Genomic DNA, 24,585 nt, shown 5'->3' with positions numbered 1-24,585 from the left:
GGTGACGGCCGACGCGAACGCGAGGCACACTGACCCCATGATGTCCGTGCCCGACGATGGCCGTCCTGAGCTGCGGGTGCGCCTCGCCGCTGAGACCGCCAGCGTGCCGGGCGCGCGCAGATTCGTCACCGACGGTCTCGTGGAGTGGGGCCGTGAGCATCTCGTCGACGATGCCGCCCTGTGCATCACCGAGATGGCGGCGAACTCGGCCCTGCACAGCGGCAGCCCCTACATGCACATTCGCCTGCGTGACCTCGAGCCGGCCGTGCGGCTCAGCGTCGAGGACGACGGCGCACTGGTCCCGCTCCCCGCCGTGGCCCCGCCTCCTGTCGAGAGCCAGGGCACCACCGGGCGCGGGTTGGTGATCGTGTCGGTGCTGGCGAAGTCATGGGGGATCGAGGAACGTGTCGACGGGCGCCGGATCTGGGCCGAGCTCGCCGGCGACGGCGTCGAGCACGACGTACGGCCTCCGATGGTGGAGTACGGCGAGCAGGCGATGCCGGAACCGGCCGCCGTTCCGGCGGACTGGGTCACCGTGCGGCTTCCCGGCTGCCCGGTGCAGCTGGGGCTCCAGATCGACCAGCGCCTCGACGATCTGGTCCGTGAGCTCCAGCTCATCGACTCCGAGGACGGTCCGAACCCGCCGCGCGAGCTCGGCGAGCTCATCGAGCAGCTGGTGACTCGACCGGCCTTCGCGCGGCACATGGGCCGTCGTACCGCTCTGGACGCGGCCGCGGCGGGGCTGGAGTACGTCGACATCGAGATGACCCTTCCCCGCGAGATGGGCGCCGTGGTGCGTGAGCTGCTGGCCGCGGACAACCTGGCCGACGAGCTCGGCGAGACCCACCAGCTGCTCACCCTGCGCTCCACGCCGGAGATGGTGTCGCTGCGGACCTGGTTCACCGACAGCATCGTCGGCCAGGCTGAGAACGACGCCGACCCGGTGCCCTACGACGAGTGGGTGAGGGCGAGAGCGGCGCTGGGTGACGGTTGATCAGGCCTTTGGGACGGACGGCGCGGTCCCCGGGATCTCTCGGACTCGGGCGATCTCCGAGTCTGGCGCGGGGCAAGCCGCGATGCCGGCCTCGAGCAGAGCGCCGAGCCGTTCGTCGTGATCGGGGCTGGCGCTCGCCACGACCCCATCGACGGCGCACCGGACCATCGTCGGCGCGCAACGCCTGGCGAAGGTCTTTGGGTCGATCCGGCTTCGGATCCCAAGACGATCGACCCAGGCAACCGCGCCAGGAACCATCGCGAGCGCGAGCTGGGCCTCCCGCCGGGTGTCCGCCAGATCGGGTTCGGCATCCGCGCACAAGCGCTCAGCTTGAAGCAGGCCAGCTGCCAGCGGGCGCTGCTTCGTTTCGGGGACGTCGGAGATGGCCTGCGCCGCTACTGCAACCGCGACCGCGAGCCACGTCCGGTCGTTTCCGCGTCGGCCCACGACCGAGGGGATGAGTGGTGCCAGCTGCTGGCGTCCGTCGTCGCTGGTGTGATCGTTCACCAGCCTTGCCAGATGGGCGAGCAAGGGATGAGTGCAGGACGGATGATCGCTCCACCGCTCACCGGCGAGCACCGAGGCGAGCTCCATGAAGCATGCGCCGCGTCGTGGTGTTCGATGTCGGCCAGGTGACAGGACCGGGATGCCGTCGGGAATGCGTGAGGGCTTCATCGCAACCTCCTACTCCGAGCATGCGCCGACGTGCGACCGCGATCAACCCCGGCTCTCAGGGTCGGTTGTCACCGGCGCAGCAGGGGTTTCGATGAACCGCGGTGCGGGTTGGCCCGTATACCTGGTATGAGACCTTCTACTTTCTTCCTGGCCAGGGCCGTACTTGCGGCTGCTGCCATGGCGCTCTTCGCCGCGGGTTGCGGCAGCGACGACGGCGCAGATGGATCCGACGCCGGCGGCGGATCAGCGCTCGTCTCTGTGGCCGAGGTCGACGACACCGACGTGCTCACCGATGCCGAGGGGCACACGCTCTACACCGCAGAGGTCGAGAAGGATGGACAGATCCACTGCGTCGACACCTGCGCGGATTTCTGGGAGCCGATCGTCGCGTCCGACGCTGACGTCGACGCAGCGAACTCCACGCTTGACGGCAAGTTCGGGATGGTGGAGCGTCCCGACGGATCGTCACAGCTGACGTACGACGGCCTGCCGCTGTACACCTTCGCCGAGGAGGGCGCCGGCGAGCTCCAAGGTGACGGCTTCACGGATGATTTCCAGGGCACCCAGTTCGTGTGGGCGGCGGCGCGGACCGACGGGTCCTCGGCCCCGTCGGAATCGTCCACGCCGGATGACAACGGAGGCGGCTTTGGCTACTGACGTGTAGCCAAGGACGGACGTCCGCTCGAGGGCCACCAGGAGGGGTGGGTTCGATGAACCATCGGTGAATCCGTGATGAAGGCATGCAGGGAAGCCGTCTGAGTGGTCAAGGTGGGTTCTTTTGCCTGCCTAGAATCCAGCGGTCACCGGCCAACCGGGGCACCGGCGAGACATGGTCTCGGCGTTCGGGGGATCGTCACGGTTAAGTACTTTGAGGACCCCCCACATGCCTTCGACCCTGCTGTCGTTCCCCTACTACCGCAGCAACCCCTACCTCACGATGCTCACCGTGGCACCGCGAGCGGCGGGCTGGGACGTGGTCGAAGGAGTGCAGGGGCTGCACCGGCTCGAGGCCCGCGCCGAGCACTTGGGGCCGGGGGACGTGCTCCACGTCCACTGGACCTCGCCGGTGACCGCCGGCTGCGAGAGCGTCGAGGAGGCCTGGGCCAACGAGGCCCGGTTCGAGGACGTACTGAGCGGACTGCGCGACCGTGGCGCCGACGTCCTGTGGACTGTGCACAACTCGATCGCCCACGAGGCCGACTACGTCGATGTCGAGCTCGCGGTCGCCAAGGCGCTGGCGAGCTACGCGACCCGGATCATCCAGCTCAACCCGGCCACCGTCGAGGAGACCGCGGACTACTACGCGCTCCCGCCGGACAAGGTCGTCGACCTGCCGCACTCGTCCTACCTCGGCGTCTACCCCGACGGCGGTGACGACGCCGCCTCGCGCGAGCGCATCGGGGTCCCGCAGGGTGTCCCGACGGTCGGCTTCATCGGTCAGATCCGGGCGTACAAGGGCCTCGACGTGCTCTGCCGGGCGGTGGAGATCGCCGCTGAGCAGGTTCCCGACCTGACCTTCGTCGTGGCCGGCAAGGTGGTGCCCGCCTCCGACGTGGAGACGGTCGAGGAGATGCTCTCGGCGTCCAACATCGTCAAGCGGCTCGGGTTCGTCGAGACCGCCGACTTCTCCGACTGGATGCGGGCCAGCGACGTGGTGGCGCTGCCGTATCGCCGAATCCTCAACTCCGGCTCGCTGCTGGCCGCCGGCACCTTCGGCCGCACCGCCCTCATCCCCGAGGACACCCCGGTCGCGCGCCAGTTCGCCGACCAGGCGTGGGTGGTGACGTACGCGCCGGAGCCTGATGAGCCGGTGGCACTGGCCGCGGCGATCCTGGAGGCCCTCGACGGGCAGGAGGCGCGGCATCGGGCCGCCCATGAGTTCACCCGTGCGTACACGCCCTACGACATGTCGCGCGACTACCTGCGGCTGCTCGACGGGCTGAAGGAGGAAGCCCGATGACCACCCCTGAGCTCTCCGTCGTCGTACCGACGCACGACGTCGGCCTGTGGGTCGGCGAGCTGCTCTCCTCGATCCTCGAGGACCAGTCCACGCCTGCCGATCCGGTGGACCTGGAGGTCATCGTCGTCGACGACGCCTCGACCGACGAGACGTTCGAGATCGCCGAGGCGTACGCCGCCCGCGACCCGCGCCTGACGGTGGTCCGCTCGCCCGGGAAGGGCGGGGGACAGGCGCGCAACCACGGTGTCTCGCTGGCGCGGGGCCGCTTCCTCGCGTTCGCGGACGGCGACGACCTGGTGCCCCGCGGGGCGTACGCCGCGATGCTGCGCAAGACGCGGCAGACCGGCTCGGACATGGTCGTCGGCCGGTTCTTCAAGCTCTTCAGCGACCGGGTCTGGTGGCCGGTGCGGGCGTGGCCGGCGTTCGACGAGGAACGCACCCTGGTGACGCTGGCCGACGCGCCGTCCGCCCTGCGTAACCGGGCCTGCTGGAACCGGGTCTTCCGGCGCGACTTCTGGGACGCGGCGCAGATCACGTTCCCCGACGCCTCGCGCTCCAACGACATCGAGCCGATGGTGCACGCGCTGACCAGGGCCCGCTTCGACATCGTGACCGAGACGGTCTACGTCTACCGCGACCGGCCCGGACCGGGATCGATGACGGCGAAGTCGCACTCGCCGGCGGGGATCATCAGCTACCTGAAACAGGAGCTGCGCTGTGCCCGCCGGATCGTCGCGCTCGGCGACCCCAAGGTGCGCGCGGAGTATGCCTCGCTGATCTTCGATGCCGACGGCTGGATGGCGATCGTCCGTGCGCTGCGAGGTATGTCCGTGATCGACCCGGTGGCGCTGGAGCCGGCGCGGGCGCTGATCGCCGAGCTGGTCGCGCTCTTCGACGACGGTGTCGTCGACGACCTCGAGCGCGACAAGCGGTGGGGCTGGCGCCTGGTCGAGTCGGGCCAGTGGGCCACCGCCGCCCGGCTGATCGGCGAGGACGTCCGCTGGGGCGACCGGACGGTCGCCGACATCCTGGAGACGCTGCAGCTGGTCGCCGACAGCGGCGTGGTGCCGCTGCGTACGCTCCGGCGGCCGCTCGTCAACGCCGTCGCGACGATCTCGCTGGGCGACGAGACGCTCGTCGGCGACGACCTCGCCGACCTGGTGCTCAAGCACCGCGACCTGTTCACCGTGGTCGCCGAGGCAGTCAAGGATGGCGACGCCGGAGAGGCGCCGGGCTGGCGGCTCGGCCGGATCATGGCAGCCCTCGACGAAGGCCCGGAGCTGTTGCGCCAGGTCGTCTCGGGTGCGACCGACCCGGTGACCGCGACCTCGCTCGCGCTCGTGGACGGGCGTGCGCACCTGCACCTGACCCACACGATGGTCGGGCCCGATACGCTCCGCGTCGTGTTCCTTCACGACCGCCGGCGCCCGACGCTGGAATATGACGCCGCAGAGCTCGCCTCGGGCAGCCTCGAGGTGGCGCTGCCGACCGCTGCGCTCTCGGGTGGTCGCTGGCGGGTCCGGTTCGAGGGCCGCGACGCGCTGGGCGAGTTCGACGGGCCGGTGATCATCCACGAAGACGTCATCGGCGAGCGGATCGGCGAGCGTGCGCAGATCGTCCAGCTCGACGGTCGCCCGCGCCACGGGATCGAGATCCCGCTGACCTTCGGCGAACGGGGTGTCCGCAAGGCCCGCCGCGTCGCCGGCCGGATCGCCCGCAGGGTGCGCCGGTGACCGCTGTCGCCGTCGCGCCCGCCAAGGATGGGCAGCCCGGGCAGGCCGGGCAGCCGGTGCGGGACAAGCGGCTGGAGATCCAGGCACTGCGTACGGCTGCGGTGCTCGGCGTCGTCCTCTTCCACCTCTGGCCCGGGGCGATCCGCGGCGGGTACGCCGGCGTCGACGTCTTCTTCGTCATCTCGGGCTTCCTGATCACCTCCCACCTGGTGCGTGAGGCCGCCAAGCCCGGCGGGGTGCGGCTGGGCACCTTCTGGGCGCGCCGGATCCGGCGGCTGCTCCCCGCGGCGCTGCTGGTGCTCGTGTGCAGTGCGGGGGCGACGTACGTCCTGGTGCCGGAGGCGCTCTGGCAGCAGTTCCTGCGGGAGACGGTCGCGGCCGCGTTCTATGTGGAGAACTGGCAGCTGTCCTGGGCGGCGGTCGACTATCTCGCCGCCGAGGACCCGCCATCGCCGGCGCAGCACTACTGGTCCCTCTCGGTCGAGGAGCAGTTCTACTTCATCTGGCCGCTGCTGGTCGTCGCCGTGGCTCTCCTGACCCGGCGACGGCCGAAGGTGCGGCTGACGGTGATCCGGGCGGTCTTCCTCGCCGTCTTCGTGGTCAGCTTCGTGGCCTCGGTCTATGTCACCGCGACGGACGGCGCCGACGCCTACTTCGTCACCTACGCGCGCGCCTGGGAGTTCGCGGTCGGCGGTCTCATCGCTGTGCTGCCGCTCTCCCTCGAGCGCGTGTCCGGGCGCTGGGCGCCGTACGCAGCGGTGGCCGGCTGGCTCGGGGTGCTCGGCGCGCTGTTGCTCTTCAACGACTCGCTGCCGTTCCCGGGCTGGGTGGCGCTGCTGCCGGTCGTCGGCACCGCGCTGGTCATCTGGGCGGGCGCGCCCCGCGGCCTCGGGCTTCGGGTCGTCGGCCATCCGGTCGTGCAATGGATCGGGACGGTCTCCTACTCGCTCTATCTGTGGCACTGGCCGCTCGTGGTCGTGCTCCCCGAGACTGGCCCAGTGCTCGGCACCTGGCTCCGCGAGCCGCTGATCCTCCTGGTCACCATCGGCCTCGCGGCCCTGACCTACCGGTTCGTGGAGACGCCGTTCCGCACCGGACCGATCTTGGAGACCACCCCGCGGGCCTTCCTCTTCGGGGTGCTCGGAGCGGCCCTGGTCGCCGCCGTCGCGGTCCCCGGGATCCTGCACGGGCGCAACCTGGTCGAGGAGAGTCGCGCCCAGGCTGAGGCGCTCGCATCGGGAGACACCGAGTGCTTCGGCGCCGCCGCCCTGATGGAGGGGTGCCGGAACCCGGAGCTCGACGGCGTACTTCTCCCTGCGCCGATCGCCCGCAAGGATGACACCGGCCAGGCCTACCGGTGCTATCTCCCCGAGATCGAGACGTACGCCGCCGACGCCCGCCCCGAGGTCTGCCACCTCGGCTCCGACGACCCGGATGCGCTCCGGGTCGCGCTGGTCGGTGACTCGCACGGCGCTTCGCTGATCCCCGGCCTGACCCGGGTCGCCGAGAGCTCAGGATGGTCGGTCGACACGTTGGTCGCCAACGGCGGTGGGCTGCTCCCGGCCACCGCGGGTGACCCGCGCCGCGCCTACCGCGAGGCGCTGATCGAGCAGCTCGACCAGGAGGCGTACGACGTCGTGCTGGTCACCCAACGCCGCAATCCGAACCTCGCGGCCGGCGAGCCGAACCCGGCCGTCGACCAGCTCGCCCAGGCCTGGAAGCCGATCCTCGAGCGGGGCACGAAGATCGTCGCGCTCGCCGACAACCCGTACCTCACCCCCGAGGCGGCGACCTGCCTCGACGAGATCGAGACGCTTGCGGACGCCGGCGCGTGCGAGATGACCCGCCAGGAGGCGTACGCCACCTCTGACCCGCTCGCCGAGGCGGTTCGCCTGGCAGGGCCGGGCGCTTCGCTGATAGACCTCTCTGCGGCCTACTGCGACGAGGACCGGTGTCCCCTGGTGGTCGGCCACGTGCAGGTCTATCGCGACCGGAGCCACATCACCGCGACCTTCTCGATGACGCTGGCGCCCTATCTGGTCCGTGCGGTCGAGGACGAGCTCTAGGATCTAAGATCAGCGGCGATGAGCACTCCTGACCGCAAGACCCCGACCCGCGCCGACTACGTGCACTGGCGCACGATCACCACCCGCTGGCGCGACGACGACGCGTACGGTCACCTCAACAACGCGACCTACTACGAGTACTTCGACACCGCCGTCAACGCCTACCTCTTCGAGACGACCGGCGTGAACGTACGGAAGCTGCCCAAGATCGGGATCGTCGCGGAGACCTCGTGCCGCTACCTGCGCGAGATCGGGTTCCCCGAGCCGGTCGAGGCCGGGCTGGTCGTCGACAAGGTCGGGAGCTCGTCGGTCATCTACCGGATCGGGCTCTTCCAGGGGCCGGGCGAGGAGGCCGCGGCCGAGGGGCGGTTCGTGCACGTCTACGTCGACAACACCGACCCGTCGCGTCCGGTGACGCCGATGCCCGACGAGATCCGGGAGGCGGTCATGCCGCTGTGGCGGCAGAATTGACCTTGACAGTTGGGTGAACGTGCGTGGCGCCGTTCACCGCCACCCGGCACTGTGACAGTCTGACCCACTGCCGAAGCACGATCTAGAGCGTCTTGGGGGACCTTTAGTGGACGAAGAGTTGAAGCGCATCGCACGTGGCGGACTGCGCAGGGGGCGAGACCTTGCCCGCAAGGTCTACAACGACTCGCCCCTCTACAGCCGGGCCGACGACGTACGTCTGCTCGTCGACTGCCCGCTGTTCGACCATGAGTGGTACGCCGAGCAGGTCGGCCAGCGCCTCGACCGCAAGCGGGCCGCCCGGCACTATCTCGAGCAGGACCGCGCCAAGCCGCTGGCACAGCCCAGCCCGCTCTTCGACCCGGAGTTCTTCGTCGCGCGGCTGACCCCGCGCCTGCGCAAGCAGATGGGCGACCAGGACCCGTTCCTCTACTGGCTGCGCGCCGAGCTGTGGCTGCAGCCGACCCACCCGCTCTTCGACACCGACGGCTACACCGAACGGCGCCAGACCGAGAACTTCTACGGCGGCGCGATCGGGCACTACGTCGACCGGGGCGCCCGCAACGGACGCCGCGCCAACGACTGGCTGGAGCAGGTCGACGGCCGCTTCCCCGACCTGCGCGACTGGATCCGGGACCGGCGCGCGGAATGGCAGGCCCGGCAGGGCGTCCCGCAGACCTGGCGGCCGGCCATCGACCGCGCCCCGGCCGCCTCGGCCGGTCGTGAGCCGGTCGGAACGGTCAGCGTCATCGTCGACCTCGGCGCCTCCGACGAGCTCGCCCGGGCGACGCTCGACAGCGTCGCCGCCCAGACCGGGTTGAGCACCGAGGTCATCGTCATCGACCGCGGTCTGACCCCGTCGGCTGCCGAGGTCATCCCCGAGGTCGTCCCCGGTGCCCGGGTGGTACTCGGGGACCCGGACCGCGGTGAGCCTGGCGTCGTCGCGGCGTTCTCGCAGGTGAGCGGCGACTTCGTCGCGTACGTCGCCGGGGGAGAGGTCTGGCGGCCCGGTCGGCTCGCGCGGCTGGCCTCGGTGGCCGAGGCGGCAGGGAGGCCGCTGGTCGCCGATGTGCTGGAGCGCCCGTGGCAGGCCGAGCAGCGGTTCGCCGTCGACGTGCCTCCGGCCTCGCCCGGGCCCGACGTGCCCGGCCCGCTGATGCGGACCCTGCTTTCGCGACTGCTGATCTCGGCGCCGCTGCTGGCGGAGGTCGGTGGCCCCCGTGACGACATCGGCTTCGGCTGGGCCTACGACCTCGCGCTGCGGCTGACCTCCCGGGCGGTGGTCGAGGTCGTGCCGGAGGTCGGCGTCGAGCGCCGCCAGGGCGTCAACCCGCGCCGTCCGCGCCAGGACCGGCTCCCGCTCGACCCCAACGACTTGGAGTCGTGGGAGGACGTCGTACGCAACCGGACCTTCATCGACTGGGCCGCGCTCGGCTCGCGCGCCCCTGACCCGGACGTGGTCTCGGTGGTCATCCCGACCTACGACGACTCGCTGCTGACCGTGGGCGCGGTCGAGGCCGTGATGGAGCACGGGGCGGGCGAGAAGCGGCTCGAGATCGTGGTCTGGGACAACGGCTCCTCGGCCCGTGTCTCGGCGGTGCTCGACTCGCTGCCGCTGCGGTTCCCCGAGGTGAAGGTGGTGCACAGCACCGTCAACCACAACTTCGCGCTCGGCAACAACCTCGCCATCCCGTACGTCACCGGGGAGACCGTGGTCTTCCTCAACAACGACACCACGGCGCTGGCCGGCTGGCTGGAGCCGCTGGTCTCGGCGCTCGAGGATCCCGAGGTGCTCGCGGTCCAGCCGCTGCTGCTCTACCCGAGCGGGTCGGTGCAGTCGGCCGGGGTCGTCTTCCCGCCCTACGGCGGGCTGCCCTACAACATGCTCGCCGAGTACCCGCCCGAGGATGCTGCCGGCCTCGACGGCCACCGGTTCTCCGCGCTCACCGGCGCGGCGCTGGTGATGCGCTACCGCGACGTCGTGGCATGTGAGGGGTTCGACCCGATCTTCACCAACGGGATGGAGGACGTCGACCTGTGCCACCGGCTCGCGGCGCTGCGACCGGGATCGTTCCGGGTCGTGACCTCCTCCGAGGTCGTCCACCACGAGTCGAAGTCGAAGGGCCGCTTCGCCCGCGCCCCGCGCAACCGGCTGATCTACCTCGACCGCTGGGTCGGACGCACCGAGCCACGCGACGACTTGGCCGCCTGGGCGGCCTGCGGCTACCAGGTCGTCGGCCGGGCCACGGCCGGGAACCCGACCGGTCCTGCGAAGACGTACGCCGCGACCCGCCCGATCCTCGCCCCGATGCCACGCGCCTCGGTCGTCGAGGGCGTACCGCAGCTGCGCTGGTCGATCAAGATCTCCGCGCCCGGGGCGCCGGAGGGGGAGCGGTGGGGCGACACCCACTTCGCCCGTGCTCTGGCCCGCTCGCTGCGCAGGCTCGGCCAGTCCGCGGTCGTCGACCACCACTACGAGTGGGAGCGGCCGAGTGCGCTCGACGACGAGGTCGTGGTCACCCTGCGCGGCCTCTCGCGCTACTTCCCCGCACCCGACGGCCGGATCAACATCGGCTGGGTGATCTCCCACCCCGACGCGGTCACCCGCGCCGAGGCGGTCTCGTTCGACCGGCTGCTGGCGGCCGGGCCGATCTGGGCCGAGCGGATGTCGGCACGGTGGGGGATCCGCATCGACCCGCTGCTGCAGGCCACCGACCCCGAGCTGTTCAACCCCGACCGAGCGCTGCCCGACTCCGGTCACGCGGTCCTCTTCGTCGGCACCTCGCGCGACGTCGAGCGCCCGATCATCCACGACGCGGTCTCGGCGGGGCTGCCGCTGTCGGTCTACGGCCATGGTTGGGAGCCCTACATCCCGCGCCACTACGTCAAGGCCCAGCACATGTCCAACACCCGGCTCGGTGCCGAGTACCGGGCCGCCGGGGTCGTGCTCAACGACCACTGGGCCGACATGCGCGACTACGGCTTCATCTCCAACCGGCTCTTCGACGCCGTCGCCTCCGGTGCCCGGGTCATCTCCGACGACGTCGTCGGCCTCCGCGACGTCTTCGGTGACACCGTGCAGGTCTACGAGACCCCCGAGGACCTGGTGAAGTGGTCCTCGATGCCCGACCCCTCGGTCGTCTTCGGCACCGACGAGCACATCCGCGCCGAGGCCGCCCGCATCCACCGCGACCACGGCTTCGACGCCCGCGCCCGCTCCCTCCTCGATATTGCGCTCGAGGAGCGTGCCAAGCGCGACCGCCGCTAGCGACCTGTCAGAGTGTCCGCATGACGAAGCTGTCGGTGATCCAGCTGCGCGAGCGGGACGCGCTGGTCGATGACCTGAGGTCGCTCTCTCCCGAGCAGTGGCGCTCGGCCACCCTCTGCGGGGAGTGGGACGCGGAGGAGGTCGTGGCGCACCTCGGCGCGGCCTCACGACTATCGTTCCCGGCTTGGCTGCGCAGCATGATCGGGGCGCGGTTCGATCCGGCCGTACACAACCGCAGGCGGCTCGAGGAGTTCCGCGGATCCTCGCCGGAGGAGACGCTCGAGATGTTCGCCGGGATCGGACCCATCGGGCTGCCGCGGAAGGAGAGCGTCGGCGGGCTGGGGGAGATCATCGTGCACGGCGAGGACATCCGGCGACCCCGTGGCATCCGGCACGACCCGGATCCCGAAGGACTCTCGGCGGTCGCCAGGTTCTTCGCCACCAAGGACTTCGCGGTCAACAGCAAGTCGCTGGTCGAGGGGTTTCGGCTCCGAGCGGTCGACGCCGAGTTCGTGGCCGGCGACGGTCCCGAGGTCCATGGGCGCCTGCTCGACCTGGTCATGGCGATGGCCGGAAGGCGCGAGGTGCTCGAGGATCTCAAGGGCGACGGCGTACCCGAGCTACGACACCGGCTGGGCTGAGCACTCCGAACCATCTGGGTTCGCACAGGCGGCCGTATGGTGTCTGATGCGATGACGGCACCACGGCATGGGGGAGACGGGTTGGGCAGCGAACGGAGCCGGCTCGAGCGGTTGATGCAGGAGTCCCTCCGGATCTCACCGGCGCCAGGAAGCCACTCGCCCGCCTGGCGCGCGAGCGTCACGCTGCTCGTCGGGCTGGTGGCGCTGGCCGGCATCGGACACATCGAGCTCGCCGCGTACGCCTGTTTCGGCACCTTCGCCTCGATCTACGGCGGCCGCCAGCCGCTGCGAGGACGCTGGCGTACCCAGGCAGCGGCCGGGGCGCTGATGTCCTTCGCGGCCCTGTGCGGCGCACTCGTGGCGACCTCCTCGCACCGGGCCTGGCTCGTCATCCCCGTCGCCGCGGTCTGGGCCGCGGCCGGGTCGATGCTCTCGGACCGGTTCGTACTGCGGCCGCCGGGTCCGATGTTCCCGGTGTTCGCGGTGGCGACCTGTGCCGCGCTCCCGGTGACCCTGTCGGGGGTCGCGGTTGCCGTCGGCGTAGCGGCGGCCGCGGCCCTGATCGCGGTGTTCCTCGGCCTGCTCGAGGAGCGGCTGGCCGGCAGCGGAGCCTCGGTCGAGGCGAGCCGTGGTGAGGTACGCCTCGACCACGCGATCGCGGTCGTCGTCGCGGTCGTGGTCGCCGGGACGGTCTCGACCGCGCTCGGGCTCAGCCACACCTACTGGGCGATGGTCGCCGCGGCCGTACCGTTCGGCGTCACCGGGCTGCTGGCGCAGACGACCCGCGGGCTGCAACGCGTGGTCGGCACCTTGGTCGGCCTGGTCCTGGCCGCCGTGCTGCTCTCGGTCTCCCTCCCTGCCCTCGTCGTCGCGGTGGTCGTCGCCGCGCTCCAAGGCATCACCGAGCTCCTCATCGGGCGCCACTACGGCCTCGCCCTCATCGCCATCACGCCGCTCTCGCTGCTGATGGTCCAGCTCGGCCACCCACAGCCCGTCGATGCCCTGCTCTGGTCTCGCCTCGCCGAGACCCTCCTCGGCGTCGTCGTGGGCCTCGCCGCCGCCCTCGCCCTCCGCGAGTTCCGCCGCCGCTGACCCGCCGAGACGTCGCGTACGTCGGCCGAGACGTCGCGTACGTCGGCCGAGACGTCGCGTACGTCGGCCGAGACGTCACTTAGGTCGGGCGAGACGTCACGGCAGTGCCAAGTCGGCCGACCCAAGCGACGCTTCGGCCGTCCGGGGTGACGTCTCGGCCCACGGGGTGCTGACCTAGAGGATTGCGTGCCGAGTCGGCGCAACCGCACGCCTCGCTCGCTTCGCTTTGCTCCAAGGCGTGCAGTTGCGCCGACTCGGCTACACCAGGCTCGGCTACTTCTCGAAGACTGCCTGGTCGAGTACGCGGCGCTCGTCGTCGGCCAGGACGATGAGCTCTTCGCGGGTGAGGCCGGTGCCTTCGCCGGTGGGGGAGAGGTTGATGAAGAACTCGTGCTTGACGGTGTCGTGGAAGGAGGTCTCCCGCATCGAGATGAGGTCGAGGTCGGCGAGGTCCTGGAGCAGGAGGCGGAGGTGGTTGGGGGTGCAGACCCAGTTGTGGGTGTCGATGTAGCGCTCGCCGCGCTGGGCCTCCGCGCCGCTCGCCTTCACGGCCTCAAGGCCGTGGGCGAAGGTGTAGTCGCCCTTGTGGCGCGGGCCCCAGGCGGTGATGCCGCCGTGCTTGGCTGCGTTGAGCCGCTCCTCGATGACCGCGCCCATGGTGTGCACCGACGACGGGTAGAGCGAGGCGTCGATGACGCGCGAGAGCGAGGCGCGCTCGCGGAACCGGTCGAAGCAGTAGCGGTGGTCGGGGATGACCAGGGCGAGCACGCCGTCGGGGTTGAGCAGCTTCTCGCACTCGTTGAGGAAGTCGATCATCGACGTGGTGTGTTCGATGACGTGGGAGGCGACGACGAGGTCGAAACGCTCCGGAATCATCTCTGACCAGGGAGTTCCCGGCCGGAAGACGTAGTCGACCTCCTCGATGTCGTCAGGGTTGTACTGGGAGAAACCGGCATAGCGCTGAACCAGACCCTCGCGGTCGAGATAGTCGACGATGCGTACGTCATAGCCGTCCCGCTTGGGCAGGATCGCGTTGTGCGCGGGGCCGATCTCCAGGATCAGGGCGTCGGGCTTGACCCCGGCGAGCACCTGCTCGCGACGCAGCTCCAGCCGGTCCAGGCCGGGGATGGCCGGCACCGCGGTGGTGCGGTTTCGGTCGCCCTGCAGCCCCTCGACCTTCGTACGCAGCTTCTGGTTGCGCTGCTTGAGCTCGTCGATCCGGTCGTGCAGGCGCGCGGCCTCGGCATCGGCGGCACGGACGGTCTGCAGACCTGCGGCGGCGAGGCCGCGGCGTACGGCGCCCCTGAAGGTGGGCAAGACAGGTCCTCCTGAGAAGAGAGTTTCAGCTTTTGCGGGGTGGGATGTACGGCTCGGCGGCGAGGGCGGCCCGGCCGCGCTCGGCACCGAGGGCGTGCTCATCGTCGGGCACGGCCTTGTCGTTCTCGGGGTCGAGCACGTCACGCATGAGGTCGGGGATGAGCGAGCGGCCGAGCACGATGTGGAGGTGGTAGGTCAGCCAGTCGTCGAACGAGTAGTCGCCCGAGAACGCGCCGGCGGCGAGCTCGGCTCGGGTGGGCGTGCGCGCGAGGTAGGCGTCCTGCAGGGTGCCGTTGAGATAGCGCTGGTAGTCGCGCATCCCGTGGTGGCGCGGGCTCGGCTTCAGGTCCGGGTTGGCCTCGTAGCCCTTGCCGGCGTTGATCACCTTGCGCTCGAGCTGAGCCCAGGAGCGCCAGGGGAGGTGGAGCACCTCGAGAGCGACCTCGTCGGCCGGCTGGCCGTTGCTCATCAGCGAGACGAAGTGGTTTCCCTGGACGACCTTGATGTCCGATTCACCGCGGTGGATGGCGTTGGGCGTCGGGTGGGCGTGGAGCCCGACCGCCTCGAGGCGCTCGTCGGTACGCCGGTCGCGCCACTGGAGCCGGTTGATGCCGCCGCCCTTCCAGGCGGGCGGGCCGACGAGGTTCTCCACCTCGACGGTGAACGCGTTGAGCGAGAGGGGAGTGGCTTCGAGCGCCTGGCGTACGGTCTGGCCCTTGTCCTTCGGGACCAGGAACTCGTCGGCGTCGAGGTTGAGGACCCAGTCGGCGCGGAAGTGGGTGCGGGCACGTCGGGCCATCGAGGTGACGACCTTGCCCTGCTGCTTCTCGTGGACGGGGTCGTGGTGGAGCTCGACCCGTCCCGTGGCGGCGTAGCGCTCGAGCACCTCGGTGGTGCCGTCGACCGACGCGTTGTCCGTGACGATCAACGTGTCGACACCCTGGTCCAGGTGGTGCTCGATCATCGCGGCGACGATGTCGACTTCGTCCCGGACCATCATTGTCCCGATGATCCTCATGCCGTGAAACACTACCGGCCCGGTGTACGTTGTCGAGATCCCGCGCCGTACGACGGGACACCCCGGGCGCGCGTGCCCGCGCGTGCCGTTGTGTGCTCCGGGGTCCGGGTATGCAAGGGTGGACGCCGTCCGTGCGTATCCAGAAGGGGGCTGGCCGAGCCAGTGTTGACCATCGTTGTCATCTTCGTGGCGATGTTCCTCATCGTCGCGCTGGCCGGACTCGTGATCGTCTACACGGTCTTCCCCCACCGCGGACAGAAGATGCCGTACGCCACCAAGCTCGGCACGGCGATGGAGCGGGCCGTCGACACGGCCCCCACGCTCAGCCCGGCCACGCGCCTGCAGACCCGCCGCGAGGACCACCTCACCGAGCTGTTCGGTGAGCGCAAGCCAGGAACTACGGAAAATCAGGGGTAGCGTCCCGCACCTCGATTCCGAGCCGCAGGCCGCACGCTGCGCACGCACCTCGCGGCGTTGGCGCCGCTCGGAAGACACCCGGTATGCCGTCGCGACGCCGCCTTGCGATGCACGCACGCATCGCACGGCCTACGACACGGACTCTCGGTTTGGGCCGCTAGTTTGATTGGATGTGGCCCATGGAAATGGTCACCCTCATCGTCATCATCGCGGTCGCCGCTGTCGCGATCATCGGCGGCGGCATCGTCGGTCTGGTCGCCAGCAACCGGCGCCGCAAGGACCGTTCGCTGCCGACCGAGGCGGGGACCGATGTCATCACCCGCCCAGAAGAGCCGACGGTCGGGGAGGCCGAGCCGGAGACGGTGCCGGCGGAACCCGCCGCGCCGGTCATCGAGAAGCCGGAGAGCACCGCCTCCCGCCTGGTGCGGCTGCGCCAGCGCCTGGCCGGGTCCAACGCGCTGGGCCGTGGCCTGCTCAACCTGCTCTCGTCCGACCGGCTCGACGAGGACACCTGGGAGTCCATCGAGGATCTGCTGCTCACCGCCGACATCGGCGTCACCCCGACTCAGGAGCTGGTCGAGGGGCTGCGCACCCGGCTGCGCGTCGAGGGCGGCAAGGTCGACGTCAAGGCGGCGCTGCGTGACGAGCTGATCAAGCTGGTCGACCCCGGCATGGACCGCCGGCTCCAGGTCACCGGCGCGGACGGCGCCCCCGGTGTGGTGCTGATGGTCGGTGTCAACGGCACCGGCAAGACCACCACCACCGGCAAGCTCGCGCGGATCCTGGTCTCCGAGGACCGCAAGGTCGTCCTCGGTGCCGCCGACACCTTCCGTGCCGCCGCCGCCGAGCAGCTCACCACCTGGGGCGAGCGCGTCGGTGTCGAGGTCGTACGCGGCCCGGAGGGCACCGACCCGGCCAGCGTCGCCTTCGACTCGGTCAAGGAGGGCCTCGACACAGGTGTCGACACCGTCATCGTCGACACCGCCGGACGGCTGCAGAACAAGGCCGGCCTGATGGACGAGCTCGGCAAGGTCAAGCGCGTCATCGAAAAGCAGACCCCGGTCACCGAGGTCCTGCTCGTCCTCGACGCCACCACCGGCCAGAACGGCCTCATCCAGGCCCGCGTCTTCAGCGAGGCCGTCGCCGTCAGCGGCATCGTCCTCACCAAGCTCGACGGCTCCGCCAAGGGTGGCATCGTCGTCGCCGTGCAGCGCGAGCTCGGGGTTCCGGTCAAGCTCGTCGGCCTCGGTGAGGGCCCCGACGACCTGGCCCCGTTCACCCCTGAGGCATTCGTCGACGCGCTCCTGGGCTAACAGTCCGTGCCACATGGCAGGATCGCCGGTATGCGCCATTCACTCGCCGGCCGGGCCGAGACCTCCATGCAGGCACGACTGCTCGCCCAGCTACGTGACGAGGGCCCGCTGTCGCGGGTTCAGCTCGCCGACCGGCTGAACGTCTCTCGCACCACGATCGCGGCTGAGGTCGGCCGGCTCACCGAGCTGGGTATGGCCCACGAGGTGGGGCCGGCGGCCTCTCGCGGTGGCCGGCGCTCGACCCTGGTCGACCTCGCGCCGGACATCCGGTTCGTCGGCATCTCCATCGGCGCCACCAGCATGTCGGTGGGCCTCACCGACGGGCGGCTGTCGGTGATCGGCACCCGCACCCGGGCGTGCGACATCCGCAGCGGCCCCGAGAAGGTGCTCGCGACCGCGCTCGACGAGGTGCGCGCGCTCCTGGACGAGCACGACGTCAGCGAGCCGATGGGCGCGGGCATCGGCGTACCCGGACCGGTCGACTTCCACCGTGGTGTGTCGGTGTCCCCGCCGATCATGCCGGGCTGGGACGGCTACCCGGTGCGCGACGCGGTCGCCCGGGAGCTGGGCTGCCCGGTCGTGCTCGACAACGACGTGAACGTCCTCGCGGCGGGTGAGCAGCACGCCGGTGTCGCCCGGACCGCTCGTGACTTCCTCTACGTCAAGATCGGCACCGGCATCGGCTGTGGGATCGTCGTCGACGGGGAGCTCTACCGCGGCGTCGACGGCTGTGCCGGCGACATCGGCCACATCCGCGTCGAGGACTTCGGGCCCACCTGTGCCTGCGGCAACACCGGCTGCCTGGAGGCCTTCTCCGGAGGGGCGGCGCTCGCCCGCGAGGCGCTCGCCGCGGCCCGTTCCGGACGCTCTCCGGTGCTGGCCGAGCTGCTCGCGGAGAAGGGCGAGCTGAGCGCCGAGGACATCGCCATCGCGGTGGCCCGCGGTGACGCCCAGGCGGTCCAGCTCATCCGGGAGAGCGGACACCGCATCGGCCAGGTGCTCGCCAGCCTGGTCTCGTTCTTCAACCCCGGCCTGATCGTCATCGGCGGCCGGGTCAGCAAGCTCGGTCACGGGCTGCTCGCCGAGATCCGCAGCGTGACCTACCGCCGCTCGCTGCCGCTGGCGACCGGCAACCTCCCGATCGTGCTCAGCGAGCTGGGTGACGAGGGCGGCGTCATCGGCGCGGCTCACCTGATCAGCGCCTCGGTCTACGCGCCGAGCAGCGGCGAGGCCTAGACCCGACTCCCGACCGCTCCAGAGGCGCACTATCGTCCCATCTTTCGAAATCATCTTGCGAAAGTACGCAAGTCACTTGACGTGACCGGCGTCACATCGATACGTTCGCGGACGATCTCGCTCCCCTCCCATGACAGCGAGAGAAGGAGATGGACCGTGCGCAGATTCACCCTCTGGAGCGTCGCCACCACCGTGGTCTCCGGCCTCCTGGTTCTCCCCCTCACGACGTCCGCGGACGCGGCGCCCACGGCCGCCCCGCCGCCGGACACCGACTTCGAGAAGGTGACCCTCAACGACCGCCCCGGTGAGCCGATGGACCTCGCGGTCCTGCCCAACGGGGACGTCCTCCACACCACCCGGGCCGGGAAGGTGTGGCTCAACGACGCCGACACCGGCGTCAACAGCGTCGCAGCCCAGTTCGACGTCTACCAGCACGACGAGGAGGGTCTGCAGAGCATCGCTCTGGACCCCGGATACAACGGCCGGACCAACAAGTGGGTCTACGTCTACTACTCACCGCCGATGAACACCCCCGTCGACGACCCGGCCACGCCGGACGTCAACGAGGGCGACGCCCCCGAGTACGGCTCGCCCGCCGACTTCGAGCCCTTCAAGGGTGCGATCCGGCTCTCGCGCTACCAGTACGCCGGCGGCAAGCTCGACCTGTCCACCGAGCAGCAGATCATCGACGTACCGGTGGACCGGGGGCGCTGCTGCCACGTCGGCGGCGACATCGTCTTCGACTCGGCGGGCAACCTGATCCTCGCCACCGGCGACGACACCGACCCGTTCCAGTCCGACGGGTACGCCCCGCTCGACGACCGCGAGAACCGCAGCCCCGCCTTCGATGCGCGGCGTACGGCCGCCAACACCGACGACCTGCGCGGCAAGCTCCTCCGGATCAAGCCGAAGGCAGGCGGCGGCTACACCGTCCCCGCCGGGAACCTGTTCGCGCCGGGCACCGACAAGACCCGCCCGGAGATCTACGCGATGGGCCTGCGCAACCCGTTCCGGATCGAGATCGACCCGCAGACCGACCGCGTCTACGTGGCCGACTACTCGCCCGACGCCTCCGCCGCGAACCCCGACCGCGGGCCGGCGGGTCAGGGCAAGTGGACTGTCGTCACGGAGCCGGCCAACTACGGCTGGCCGCTGTGTGCGACCGCCGAGATGCCCTACCGCGACTACGACTTCGCGACCGGGACCTCGGGGCCGGCGTTCGACTGTGACGCCCCGGTCAACGACTCTCGGCACAACACCGGTCTGACCGAGCTCCCGCCGGTCACCCAGCCGACCGTCTGGTACACCTACAGCCAGTCGGAGAAGTTCCCGGAGCTCGGTACGGGCGGCATCGCCCCGATGGCCGGCCCGGCGTACGACTTCCAGAAGTCGGCGACGAAGGACCCGCTCTCCGGTGCCTGGCCGGAGTACTACGACGGCGTTCCGCTGTTCGCGGAGTGGGGCCGGGACTACATCAAGGGCATGCGGCTCGGCGCCGACGGCGAGCTCACCGGCATCGAGTCCGTGCTCTCCACGTTCGCCACGGACAACGTGATGGACCTGGAGTTCGGCAAGGACGGCTCGCTCTACATGCTCGAGTACGGCGACGGGTTCTTCAGCGAGAACGAGGAGGCCCAGGTCTCCCGGATCGACTACATCGCCCGCACCGGCAACCACAGCCCGAAGCCGGTCATCAGCGCCGACAAGACCGCCGGTCAGCCGCCGCTGACCGTCGCCTTCGACAGCGCCGGGACGACCGACCCCGACGGCGACCGCCTCGTCTACCAGTGGGACTTCGACGGTGACGGCACCTTCGACGCCACCGGGAAGACCGCCACCCACACCTACGAGGAGCCGGGGGCCTACCGAGCGACCCTGACCGTCACCGACAAGGGCAAGGCGGGACGCGGCAAGCATGCTTCGGCTGACGTCGACGTCGTCGTCGGCAACGACGTTCCGGTGGTCACCCTGACCACCAGCCCGGCGCCTGGCGAGGCGTTCCACTTCGGTGACACCGTCCAGTTCCAGGTCGAGGTGAGCGACGACCAGGCCGTGGACTGCGACCGGGTCTCGGTGACGTACGTCCTGGGCCACGACGAGCACGGGCACCCGCAGTCCACCGCGAACGGCTGCAGCGGCTCGATCGTGACGACCGTCCCCGGTGGTCACGACCCCGGGCAGGACGACCTCAACGCCGTCTTCGTGGCTGAGTACACCGACCCCGGTGACGGCGACATCCCGGCGCTCACCGGCACCGACGAGGTGGTGATCGCACCCAGCGAGTGACCCTCGCGATCGACCCGAAAGGGGCATCCGGCCAGTCGTGGCCGGGTGCCCCTTTTCGGGTACTTTGTCCAATTACTTTTCAAAGTTCGACAGAAACTTTGCAGAAACCGCCGCGAAAGGGTTGTACAACGTGAGCGGGGTCACTAGTTTGTCTCTCAGTCACCGAATTCTGTGACTGCCATCACAGGCTGCGCCCGCGATGGGCGACCCCACCCCGGACAGGAGGCAACCGTGCGCGACGCAGACATCACCGTGCGGGTCTCCGCCACCGCCGACCCGGCCGCCGTCCGGGCCGCCCGCATGGGCCTGCTCCTGCGGTCGCTGCGCGACCGCGGGCCGCGCTCGCGGGGCCGCCTGGCCGTGGAGACCGGACTGACCCGCACGGTCGCGACGGGACTGGTCGACGAGCTCGCCGAGCTCGGGCTGGTCTCCTGCGAGGACGCCGACCGCCGCGGGGCAGGCCGCCCCGGCGTCCAGGTCCGGCTCGTCGGCAGCTCGGTGTGCGGCGTGGGTGCGGAGATCAACGTCGATCACCTCGCCGTCGTCGCCGTCGACCTCGCCGGGTCAGTGATCGCCGAGTTCCGCCGCGGCATCGACGGCCGCAGCCTTCCGCCCGAAGGCGTGCTGGCCGAGCTCGCCGGCCTCGTCGACGACGCCCTCGCCGAGGCACGGACCGCCGGCGCCACCGTCGCGGGCATCACCGTCGGCGTCGCGGGCCTCGTCGACACCGCCACCCAGCGCGTTACCCTCGCCCCCAACCTCGGCTGGCGCGACATCGACGCCGCCGAGGACGTACGCCGCCGGCTGGCCACCACGGCCACGCCAGTGCCGCCGGTGCGCGTCGCCAACGAGGCCACCCTCGCCGCCACCGCCGAGCTCGACCCCACCGACGCCGACCGCGCCGACATGGTGGTGCTCTACGGCGAGGTCGGCCTGGGCGGCGCGATCGTCAGCGGCGGCCGGGTCGCCCCGGGACGGCACGGCTGGGCAGGCGAGATCGGCCACCTCCCGGTCGACCCTCGCGGGCGTCTGTGCGGCTGCGGCCGCACCGGCTGCTGGGAGACCGTGGTCGGGCTGCGGGCGCTCCTCGAGGCAGCCACCGACCCCGACGACCCGGTCCGCGACCCCGTACTGACCCTGGAGGAGCGGCTCGCCACCCTGGTCGAGCGCGCCCGGCTCGCCGACGGCCGCACCCTGGCCGCGCTGGACGAGGTCGGCACCTGGCTCGGCACCGGCGCCGCCATCCTCGTCAACACGCTCAACCCCGGGACCGTCGTGCTCAGCGGCTACTTCGCCGTGCTCGGCGAGTGGCTGCGACCGGCCGTCGAGGCACGGCTCGCCGCCGACGTCCTCGCGCCGCGTGCCGGTGGCACCCGGGTCGCGATCTCAGCCTTCGGCCCGACCGCCGCGGTTCGCGGCGGCGCACTGGTCTCCCTGGAGCCGGTGCTCTCCGACCCCACCGCCCTCGCCGAACTGCACGGAGGAACCCGATGACCCAGACCCCAACGCCGTCGCCGGACGGCCCCGCCGCCAGCGCAGACGGGGGTGACGTACTGCTCGAGATGACCGGGATCGTGAAGCGGTTCCCCGGCGTGCTCGCCCTCGGCGGCGTCGACCTCGACGTCCGCGCGGGGGAGGTGCACTGCCTGCTCGGACAGAACGGCGCCGGCAAGTCGACCCTCATCAAGGTGCTCTCGGCGGCGTACCAGCCCGACGAGGGGGAGATCCTCTGGGAGGGCGAGCCGGTCCGGCTGACCACGCCGGTCGCCGCCATGAAGCGCGGCATCTCGACGATCTACCAGGAGCTCGACCTGGTGCCCGGGCTCACCGTGACCGAGAACATCTTCCTCGGCCACGAGCTCGCCACCGCCGGGTTCAGCCGCCGTGCGGAGGCGACGCAGCGGGTGCGTACGCTCCTGGCCCGGCTCGGCCACAGCGAGGTCGACCCGAACCGTCTGGTCGGCGACCTCTCGCCGGCCGGTCAGCAGATCGTCAGCATGGCGCGGGCGCTGTCCCACGACACCCGCCTGCTCATCCTCGACGAGCCGTCGGCGGTCCTCGACCAGGAGGAGGTGGACAACCTCTTCCGGGTGGTCCGCGGCCTCACCGCGGAGGGCGTCGCGATCATCTACATCTCCCACCGCCTCGAGGAGATCCGCCAGATCGGCGATCGGATCACGGTCCTCAAGGACGGCCGCACCGTGGCCACCGGGCTCTCGGTCGAGGAGACTCCGACCCGGGAGCTGATCACGCTGATGACCGGCCGCCAGATCGAGTACGTCTTCCCCGAGCGCCCCGCGATCGCACCCGGTCGGGACGGCACGCCGGTGCTCGAGGCCACCGGCCTGTCCGGCGACCGCTTCCACGACATCGATCTCCGCGTCCACGCCGGCGAGATCGTCGGTCTGGCCGGCCTGGTCGGCTCCGGCCGCTCGGAGATCCTCGAGACTGTCTACGGCGCCCGCCGCTCCAGCTCGGGCACGGTCACCGTCAACGGCCGCCGGCTGCGCCGCGGCTCGGTACGCGCTGCGGTGGCGGCCGGGATCGGCCTCGCTCCCGAGGAGCGCAAGAGCCAGGCGCTGCTGCTCGACCAGGCGGTCTACCGCAACGTGACGGTCTCGTCCCTGAACCGGTTCTCCAAGGGCAGCTTCCTCGACAGCGCCGCCGAGCGCCGCGCCGCCGAGGAGCTCAGCCGCTCGCTCGACGTACGTCCGGCCGGGGTGGACCGGCCGGTCCGCAACCTGTCGGGCGGCAACCAGCAGAAGGTCGTGCTCGCCCGATGGCTGCTGCGCGACTGCAAGGTGCTGCTCCTCGACGAGCCCACCCGGGGCGTCGACGTCGGGGCACGCAGCGAGATCTACAACCTCGTCCGCCGCCTGGCTGACGAAGGTGTCGCCGTGGTCGTGGTGTCCAGCGAGGTGGAGGAGGTGCTCGGTCTCGCCGACCGGGTCCTCGTCATCAGCGAGGGCTCCGTCGTCCACGAGGGACCCGCCACCGAGATCGACGAGTCGAAGGTCCTGGACCTCGTGATGGAAGGAGAGGTCGCATGAGCGACACACCGACGGGCGCCGCGACGCAAGCGGACACCGCCCGGGTGGAGAAGGAGGCGGCCCGCCGGGCCGAGCCCGGTGGCCTCGGCCAGCTGCTGCGCAGCGGCGCGGGCCACAACCTCGGCCTGGTCCTGGCCTTGGGCCTGCTGGCCGTGATCGGCATCGCCACCGGTGGTGAACGGTTCGCCTCGGTCGACAACGTGATGACGATCCTGCGCCTCGCCGCGGTGATCGGCGTGGTCAGCATCGGGATGACGTTCGTCATCACCGGCGGTGGCATCGACCTGTCGGTGGGCGCGCTGGTCGCGCTCTCGTCGATCTGGTGCACGACGGTGGCCACCCAGACGATGGCCAACGACATCCACTGGATCATCATCGTCACCACCGCGCTCCTGGTCGGCGCCGGCGCCGGGCTGATCAACGGCCTGCTGATCGCGTACGGCGGCGTGGTGCCGTTCATCGCGACGCTCGCGATGATGGCCAGCGCCCGCGGTCTGGCCGAGATCATCTCGGCGCGCAAGACCCAGATCGTCAGCGTGCCGGGCTTCACCGACGCGCTCTCCCGCGACATCTTCGGGATCTCGGTGCTGATCTGGATCTTCGCCATCGTGGCCGTGATCGGCTGGATCCTGCTCAACCGCACCACCTTCGGCCGGCGCACACTGGCGATCGGCGGCAACCCGGAGGCCTCGCGCCTGGCCGGCATCAACGTACGCCGCCACACCGTGCTCCTCTACGTGCTCGTCGGCCTCTGCTGCGGCATCGCCGCGGTGATGCTGGTCAGCCGCACCACGACCGGGAGCGCCACGCACGGTCAGCTCTACGAGCTGGACGCCATCGCGGCGGTCGTCATCGGCGGCACCCTGCTCGCCGGCGGTCGCGGCACCATCGTCGGCACCGTCTTCGGCGTGCTGATCTTCGCGACCCTGTCCAACGTCTTCGTGATCAACAACCTCTCGATCTCCGCTCAGGCCTTCACCAAGGGCCTGATCATCATCGCCGCCGTGCTGCTGCAGAAGCGGTTCTCACGACAGCCAGGGTCATGACCGCC

At 70.6% G+C, this 24,585-nt stretch carries 19 protein-coding genes; 16 read left to right on the top strand and 3 right to left on the bottom strand.

Annotated elements, in window-relative coordinates; genetic code table 11:
- The first annotated feature begins 37 nt into the window (after positions 1-37).
- Positions 38-994, top strand: coding sequence for an ATP-binding protein (locus ABTW65_RS16330; protein WP_350661829.1), 957 nt, complete (start codon positions 38-40; stop codon positions 992-994).
- Here the strand turns inward: ABTW65_RS16330 and ABTW65_RS16325 are convergent, their stop codons facing one another.
- Positions 995-1,669 (bottom strand): hypothetical protein, encoded by a 675-nt coding sequence (locus ABTW65_RS16325; protein ID WP_350661827.1) that lies wholly within the window; start codon positions 1,667-1,669, stop codon positions 995-997.
- Between the two features lie 126 nt (positions 1,670-1,795).
- Between ABTW65_RS16325 and ABTW65_RS16320 the strand changes: the two genes are divergently transcribed.
- From ABTW65_RS16320 to ABTW65_RS16285, 8 genes are all read left to right on the top strand, one after another.
- Positions 1,796-2,326: a COG4315 family predicted lipoprotein gene (locus ABTW65_RS16320; RefSeq protein ID WP_350661825.1), complete on the top strand. Its 531-nt coding sequence runs from the start codon at positions 1,796-1,798 to the stop codon at positions 2,324-2,326.
- A gap of 226 nt (positions 2,327-2,552) precedes the next feature.
- Positions 2,553-3,629 carry a glycosyltransferase gene (locus tag ABTW65_RS16315; RefSeq protein WP_350661823.1) on the top strand — a complete coding sequence of 359 codons (1,077 nt, stop codon included), beginning with the start codon at positions 2,553-2,555 and terminating at the stop codon, positions 3,627-3,629.
- Positions 3,626-5,362, top strand: coding sequence for a glycosyltransferase family 2 protein (locus ABTW65_RS16310; RefSeq protein WP_350661821.1), 1,737 nt, complete (start codon positions 3,626-3,628; stop codon positions 5,360-5,362). Before ABTW65_RS16315 ends, ABTW65_RS16310 begins: the two co-directional genes overlap by 4 nt.
- The gene (locus ABTW65_RS16305) at positions 5,359-7,428 is read left to right on the top strand and encodes an acyltransferase family protein (protein ID WP_350661819.1); all 2,070 of its coding nucleotides are present in this window, start codon (positions 5,359-5,361) and stop codon (positions 7,426-7,428) included. Before ABTW65_RS16310 ends, ABTW65_RS16305 begins: the two co-directional genes overlap by 4 nt.
- Positions 7,429-7,446: 18 nt before the next feature.
- A complete protein-coding gene (locus ABTW65_RS16300; protein ID WP_350661817.1) occupies positions 7,447-7,899 on the top strand; it encodes an acyl-CoA thioesterase in 453 nt (150 codons plus the stop codon).
- Positions 7,900-8,017: 118 nt separating this feature from the next.
- Positions 8,018-11,164 (top strand): glycosyltransferase, encoded by a 3,147-nt coding sequence (locus ABTW65_RS16295; protein ID WP_350661815.1) that lies wholly within the window; start codon positions 8,018-8,020, stop codon positions 11,162-11,164.
- A gap of 20 nt (positions 11,165-11,184) precedes the next feature.
- The gene (locus ABTW65_RS16290; RefSeq protein WP_350661813.1) at positions 11,185-11,805 is read left to right on the top strand and encodes a maleylpyruvate isomerase family mycothiol-dependent enzyme; all 621 of its coding nucleotides are present in this window, start codon (positions 11,185-11,187) and stop codon (positions 11,803-11,805) included.
- An 81-nt stretch (positions 11,806-11,886) separates the two neighbouring features.
- Positions 11,887-12,897: an FUSC family protein gene (locus ABTW65_RS16285; RefSeq protein ID WP_350661811.1), complete on the top strand. Its 1,011-nt coding sequence runs from the start codon at positions 11,887-11,889 to the stop codon at positions 12,895-12,897.
- Positions 12,898-13,170: 273 nt separating this feature from the next.
- Here the strand turns inward: ABTW65_RS16285 and ABTW65_RS16280 are convergent, their stop codons facing one another.
- Entirely contained in the window at positions 13,171-14,214 is a 1,044-nt protein-coding gene (locus tag ABTW65_RS16280) for a methyltransferase domain-containing protein (protein ID WP_350661809.1), read from the bottom strand.
- 25 nt (positions 14,215-14,239) lie between these two features.
- Complete coding sequence (locus ABTW65_RS16275; RefSeq protein WP_350661807.1) at positions 14,240-15,232, bottom strand: glycosyltransferase family 2 protein; 993 nt, start codon at positions 15,230-15,232, stop codon at positions 14,240-14,242.
- A 165-nt stretch (positions 15,233-15,397) separates the two neighbouring features.
- Here ABTW65_RS16275 and ABTW65_RS16270 point away from each other — a divergent pair, with 165 nt between their 5' ends.
- The 7 genes from ABTW65_RS16270 (at position 15,398) to ABTW65_RS16240 (ending at position 24,580) form a co-directional block, all read left to right on the top strand.
- Positions 15,398-15,649 (top strand): hypothetical protein, encoded by a 252-nt coding sequence (locus tag ABTW65_RS16270; protein ID WP_350661805.1) that lies wholly within the window; start codon positions 15,398-15,400, stop codon positions 15,647-15,649.
- A gap of 179 nt (positions 15,650-15,828) precedes the next feature.
- Positions 15,829-16,962: a signal recognition particle-docking protein FtsY gene (gene ftsY / locus ABTW65_RS16265; RefSeq protein ID WP_502890596.1), complete on the top strand. Its 1,134-nt coding sequence runs from the start codon at positions 15,829-15,831 to the stop codon at positions 16,960-16,962.
- A 30-nt stretch (positions 16,963-16,992) separates the two neighbouring features.
- Entirely contained in the window at positions 16,993-18,198 is a 1,206-nt protein-coding gene (locus ABTW65_RS16260; RefSeq protein WP_350661803.1) for an ROK family transcriptional regulator, read from the top strand.
- A gap of 156 nt (positions 18,199-18,354) precedes the next feature.
- On the top strand, positions 18,355-20,484 hold the full coding sequence (locus ABTW65_RS16255) for a PQQ-dependent sugar dehydrogenase (RefSeq protein WP_350661801.1): 2,130 nt from the start codon (positions 18,355-18,357) through the stop codon (positions 20,482-20,484).
- Between the two features lie 231 nt (positions 20,485-20,715).
- Positions 20,716-21,978 carry an ROK family transcriptional regulator gene (locus tag ABTW65_RS16250; RefSeq protein ID WP_350661799.1) on the top strand — a complete coding sequence of 421 codons (1,263 nt, stop codon included), beginning with the start codon at positions 20,716-20,718 and terminating at the stop codon, positions 21,976-21,978.
- Positions 21,975-23,534 (top strand): sugar ABC transporter ATP-binding protein, encoded by a 1,560-nt coding sequence (locus tag ABTW65_RS16245; RefSeq protein ID WP_350661797.1) that lies wholly within the window; start codon positions 21,975-21,977, stop codon positions 23,532-23,534. Before ABTW65_RS16250 ends, ABTW65_RS16245 begins: the two co-directional genes overlap by 4 nt.
- The gene (locus ABTW65_RS16240) at positions 23,531-24,580 is read left to right on the top strand and encodes an ABC transporter permease (protein WP_350661795.1); all 1,050 of its coding nucleotides are present in this window, start codon (positions 23,531-23,533) and stop codon (positions 24,578-24,580) included. Before ABTW65_RS16245 ends, ABTW65_RS16240 begins: the two co-directional genes overlap by 4 nt.
- Positions 24,581-24,585: the final 5 nt, after the last annotated feature.

The sequence above is a fragment of the Nocardioides sp. NPDC127503 genome (assembly GCF_040302165.1).
Lineage (GTDB): Bacteria > Actinomycetota > Actinomycetes > Propionibacteriales > Nocardioidaceae > Nocardioides.
The sequence above is the reverse complement of the archived record's forward strand: the minus strand, read 5'-3'. Positions and strand labels throughout refer to the sequence as shown.